General features: G+C 53.1%; 2 tRNA genes and 3 rRNA genes. All 5 read left to right on the top strand.

Going from position 1 to position 5522, the window contains the following annotated elements:
• The first annotated feature begins 169 nt into the window (after positions 1-169).
• Positions 170-1698, top strand: a 16S ribosomal RNA gene (locus AC07OZ_RS29455).
• Positions 1699-1877: 179 nt separating this feature from the next.
• Positions 1878-1954 (top strand) — tRNA-Ile (locus AC07OZ_RS29460).
• A gap of 19 nt (positions 1955-1973) precedes the next feature.
• Positions 1974-2049: transfer RNA gene (locus AC07OZ_RS29465), tRNA-Ala, on the top strand.
• 301 nt (positions 2050-2350) lie between these two features.
• Positions 2351-5231 (top strand): 23S ribosomal RNA (locus AC07OZ_RS29470).
• A gap of 179 nt (positions 5232-5410) precedes the next feature.
• A 5S ribosomal RNA gene (gene rrf, locus AC07OZ_RS29475) occupies positions 5411-5522 on the top strand; the annotation flags it as partial.

Here is a 5522-nt window from a genome sequence, read left to right on the forward strand (position 1 = left end):
TGAGGCCTTGAGCGAAAGCTGCTTCGATGTTCTTTAAGAATTTACAGCCGATAAGCGTGGGCGTCTGGACGAGCGACCTGAGAAGGTTAAATCGCTAGATGCTCACGGAAGATATGAATGAAGCTATGAAAGTAGTCTTTGTTCGATTCCGTTGAGTTTATTCAAGATCGAACTGTAGAGTTTGATCCTGGCTCAGATTGAACGCTGGCGGCATGCCTTACACATGCAAGTCGAACGGTAACGCGGGGCAACCTGGCGACGAGTGGCGAACGGGTGAGTAATATATCGGAACGTGCCCAGTTGTGGGGGATAACTGCTCGAAAGAGCAGCTAATACCGCATACGACCTGAGGGTGAAAGCGGGGGATCGCAAGACCTCGCGCAATTGGAGCGGCCGATATCAGATTAGGTAGTTGGTGGGGTAAAGGCCTACCAAGCCTACGATCTGTAGCTGGTCTGAGAGGACGACCAGCCACACTGGGACTGAGACACGGCCCAGACTCCTACGGGAGGCAGCAGTGGGGAATTTTGGACAATGGGGGCAACCCTGATCCAGCCATGCCGCGTGCGGGAAGAAGGCCTTCGGGTTGTAAACCGCTTTTGTCAGGGAAGAAAAGACTCCTACTAATACTGGGGGTTCATGACGGTACCTGAAGAATAAGCACCGGCTAACTACGTGCCAGCAGCCGCGGTAATACGTAGGGTGCAAGCGTTAATCGGAATTACTGGGCGTAAAGCGTGCGCAGGCGGTTATGCAAGACAGATGTGAAATCCCCGGGCTCAACCTGGGAACTGCATTTGTGACTGCATGGCTAGAGTACGGTAGAGGGGGATGGAATTCCGCGTGTAGCAGTGAAATGCGTAGATATGCGGAGGAACACCGATGGCGAAGGCAATCCCCTGGACCTGTACTGACGCTCATGCACGAAAGCGTGGGGAGCAAACAGGATTAGATACCCTGGTAGTCCACGCCCTAAACGATGTCAACTGGTTGTTGGGAGGGTTTCTTCTCAGTAACGTAGCTAACGCGTGAAGTTGACCGCCTGGGGAGTACGGCCGCAAGGTTGAAACTCAAAGGAATTGACGGGGACCCGCACAAGCGGTGGATGATGTGGTTTAATTCGATGCAACGCGAAAAACCTTACCTACCCTTGACATGCCAGGAATCCTGCAGAGATGTGGGAGTGCTCGAAAGAGAACCTGGACACAGGTGCTGCATGGCCGTCGTCAGCTCGTGTCGTGAGATGTTGGGTTAAGTCCCGCAACGAGCGCAACCCTTGTCATTAGTTGCTACGAAAGGGCACTCTAATGAGACTGCCGGTGACAAACCGGAGGAAGGTGGGGATGACGTCAGGTCATCATGGCCCTTATGGGTAGGGCTACACACGTCATACAATGGCCGGGACAGAGGGCTGCCAACCCGCGAGGGGGAGCTAATCCCAGAAACCCGGTCGTAGTCCGGATCGCAGTCTGCAACTCGACTGCGTGAAGTCGGAATCGCTAGTAATCGCGGATCAGCTTGCCGCGGTGAATACGTTCCCGGGTCTTGTACACACCGCCCGTCACACCATGGGAGCGGGTTCTGCCAGAAGTAGTTAGCCTAACCGCAAGGGGGGCGATTACCACGGCAGGGTTCGTGACTGGGGTGAAGTCGTAACAAGGTAGCCGTATCGGAAGGTGCGGCTGGATCACCTCCTTTCTAGAGATGACGAGACCGTTGTCTGGCTCAGGCCGGATGATCGAGTCGAGTCCACACAAGCGAGTTCAGCGCGCCCACACTTATCGGCTGTAGACACACAACAGTGAGTGAGAAAACGCGTGAGCCTGGCGAGCTGGCCTTGCCGGTTGGCGCGACACAGGAGCACGCATGAAACGCGTGGGTCTGTAGCTCAGTCGGTTAGAGCACCGTCTTGATAAGGCGGGGGTCGCTGGTTCGAATCCAGCCAGACCCACCACGAGGATCGTTGAGATCTTGGGGGATTAGCTCAGCTGGGAGAGCACCTGCTTTGCAAGCAGGGGGTCGTCGGTTCGATCCCGTCATCCTCCACCAATCACTTCACAGGGGTGGCAAACCACAGCGTCCAAACGGGCACTGTGGTTTGCCAGTCTCGACTTTTCAGTCGGCTGTTGTTCTTTAACAATTCGTAGAGTCGAATCAGCGTTGCTGGCGGAAAGCTTAGCGCTTCGTAAAGGGGCGCGGCACCGTGCCGCCAGCGACATTTGATTGCGTCAACAAACTTCAACTCTGAAAAGAGAAGAAATTGAAGAACGGCGAACGCGTGATACTCAAATAAATGCTCAAGTTGTTGAGCATCTGTCCTTGACGACATCTGCGGATGTCAAAGTTATAGGGTCAAGTGACTAAGTGCATGTGGTGGATGCCTTGGCGATTACAGGCGACGAAGGACGTGATAGCCTGCGATAAGCTTCGGGGAGCTGGCAAATAAGCTTTGATCCGGAGATTTCCGAATGGGGAAACCCACCTCGTTTAGAGGTATCGCACACTGAATACATAGGTGTGCGAGGCGAACCGGGTGAACTGAAACATCTCAGTAGCTCGAGGAAAAGACATCAACCGAGATTCCGAAAGTAGTGGCGAGCGAAATCGGAGTAGCCCTCGTGTTTTAGCAGTTGGCATATCAGAACGGAATGGAAAGTCCGGCCATAGCGGGTGATAGCCCCGTATGAGAAATGTCGATTGTGGAACTAGGCACGAATAGAGTAGGGCGGGACACGTGAAATCCTGTCTGAATATGGGGGGACCATCCTCCAAGGCTAAATACTCGTAATCGACCGATAGTGAACAAGTACCGTGAGGGAAAGGCGAAAAGAACCCCGGGAGGGGAGTGAAATAGATCCTGAAACCGCATGCATACAAAAAGTAGGAGCCCGCAAGGGTGACTGCGTACCTTTTGTATAATGGGTCAGCGACTTACATTCAGTGGCGAGGTTAACCGAATAGGGTAGCCGTAGAGAAATCGAGTCCGAATAGGGCGAATTAGTCGCTGGGTGTAGACCCGAAACCAGGTGATCTATCCATGGCCAGGATGAAGGTACCGTAACAGGTGCTGGAGGTCCGAACCGACTAGTGTTGCAAAACTAGCGGATGAGCTGTGGATAGGGGTGAAAGGCTAAACAAACCTGGAGATAGCTGGTTCTCTCCGAAAACTATTTAGGTAGTGCCTCAAGTATTACCTTCGGGGGTAGAGCACTGTTTAGGCTAGGGGGTCATGGCGACTTACCAAACCTATGCAAACTCCGAATACCGAAGAGTACAGCTTGGGAGACAGAGCACCGGGTGCTAACGTCCGGACTCAAGAGGGAAACAACCCAGACCGCCAGCTAAGGTCCCTAAAATTGGCTAAGTGGGAAACGAAGTGGGAAGGCTAAAACAGTCAGGATGTTGGCTTAGAAGCAGCCATCATTTAAAGAAAGCGTAATAGCTCACTGATCGAGTCGTCCTGCGCGGAAGATGTAACGGGGCTAAGCCAGTTACCGAAGCTGCGGATGCACAGTTTACTGTGCGTGGTAGGAGAGCGTTCTGTACGCCTGTGAAGGTGGGTCGTGAGGCCTGCTGGAGGTATCAGAAGTGCGAATGCTGACATGAGTAGCGTTAAAGGGGGTGAAAAGCCCCCTCGCCGAAAGCGCAAGGTTTCCTACGCAACGTTCATCGGCGTAGGGTGAGTCGGCCCCTAAGGCGAGGCAGAGATGCGTAGCTGATGGGAAACAGGTCAATATTCCTGTACCGATCAATAGTGCGATGTGGGGACGGAGAAGGTTAGCTCAGCCGGGTGTTGGATGTCCCGGTTCAAGCCTGTAGTCGTGCCTGGTAGGCAAATCCGCCGGGCTTAGATGAGGGGTGATAACGAGTCTGCTTGCAGACGAAGTGAGTGATACCCTGCTTCCAGGAAAAGCCACTAAGCTTCAGCTATTGACGACCGTACCGCAAACCGACACTGGTGCGCGAGATGAGTATTCTAAGGCGCTTGAGAGAACTCTGGAGAAGGAACTCGGCAAATTGACACCGTAACTTCGGAAGAAGGTGTGCCTTTAGTAGGTGATCCATTTACTTGGTTAGCCCAATGAGGCCGCAGAGAATCGGTGGCTGCAACTGTTTATTAAAAACACAGCACTCTGCAAAGACGAAAGTCGACGTATAGGGTGTGACTCCTGCCCGGTGCTGGAAGATTAAATGATGGGGTGCAAGCTCTTGACTGAAGTCCCAGTAAACGGCGGCCGTAACTATAACGGTCCTAAGGTAGCGAAATTCCTTGTCGGGTAAGTTCCGACCTGCACGAATGGAGTAATGATGGCCACACTGTCTCCTCCAGAGACTCAGCGAAGTTGAAATGTTTGTGATGATGCAATCTCCCCGCGGAAAGACGGAAAGACCCCATGAACCTTTACTGTAGCTTTACATTGGACTTTGAACAGATCTGTGTAGGATAGGTGGGAGGCTTTGAAACCTGGTCGCTAGATCAGGTGGAGCCAACGTTGAAATACCACCCTGGTGTGTTTGAGGTTCTAACCTTGGCCCGTTATCCGGGTTGGGGACAGTGTATGGTGGGCAGTTTGACTGGGGCGGTCTCCTCCCAAAGTGTAACGGAGGAGTTCGAAGGTACGCTAAATACGGTCGGAAATCGTGTTGATAGTGCATTGGCATAAGCGTGCTTGACTGCGAGACTGACAAGTCGAGCAGGTACGAAAGTAGGACAAAGTGATCCGGTGGTTCTGTATGGAAGGGCCATCGCTCAACGGATAAAAGGTACTCTGGGGATAACAGGCTGATACCGCCCAAGAGTTCATATCGACGGCGGTGTTTGGCACCTCGATGTCGGCTCATCTCATCCTGGGGCTGTAGCCGGTCCCAAGGGTATGGCTGTTCGCCATTTAAAGAGGTACGTGAGCTGGGTTTAAAACGTCGTGAGACAGTTTGGTCCCTATCTTCCGTGGGCGCTGCAAGATTGAGAGAGCCTGCTCCTAGTACGAGAGGACCGGAGTGGACGCACCTCTGGTGTATCGGTTGTCACGCCAGTGGCATCGCCGAGTAGCTAAGTGCGGAAGAGATAACCGCTGAAAGCATCTAAGCGGGAAACTCGTCTCAAGATGAGTCTTGCCGGGGCCTAGAGCCCCCTGAAGGGTCGTTCAAGACCAGGACGTTGATAGGCTGGGTGTGGAAGCGCAGTAATGCGTTAAGCTAACCAGTACTAATTGCCCGTGAGGCTTGACCCTATAACTTTGACACTCAAAACGTCAAGGTGAGTGGTCACGCAGATCGAAGCGCATCCCGCTCATGCTGGGAATGCCCGATCAAAACCGTTCTTCAATCCTTGAAGACGCAATCAAACCAAAGCTGATTTGACTCTACCGAATTGGGCCTGCTGAGCTCCTCAGCAAGCCAACCAGTCAAGCCTGATGACCATAGCGAGTCGGTCCCACCCCTTCCCATCCCGAACAGGACCGTGAAACGACTCAGCGCCGATGATAGTGCGGATTCCCGTGTGAAAGTAGGTCATCGTCAGG

It is taken from the genome of Roseateles sp. GW821-FHT09G03, assembly GCF_059416045.1.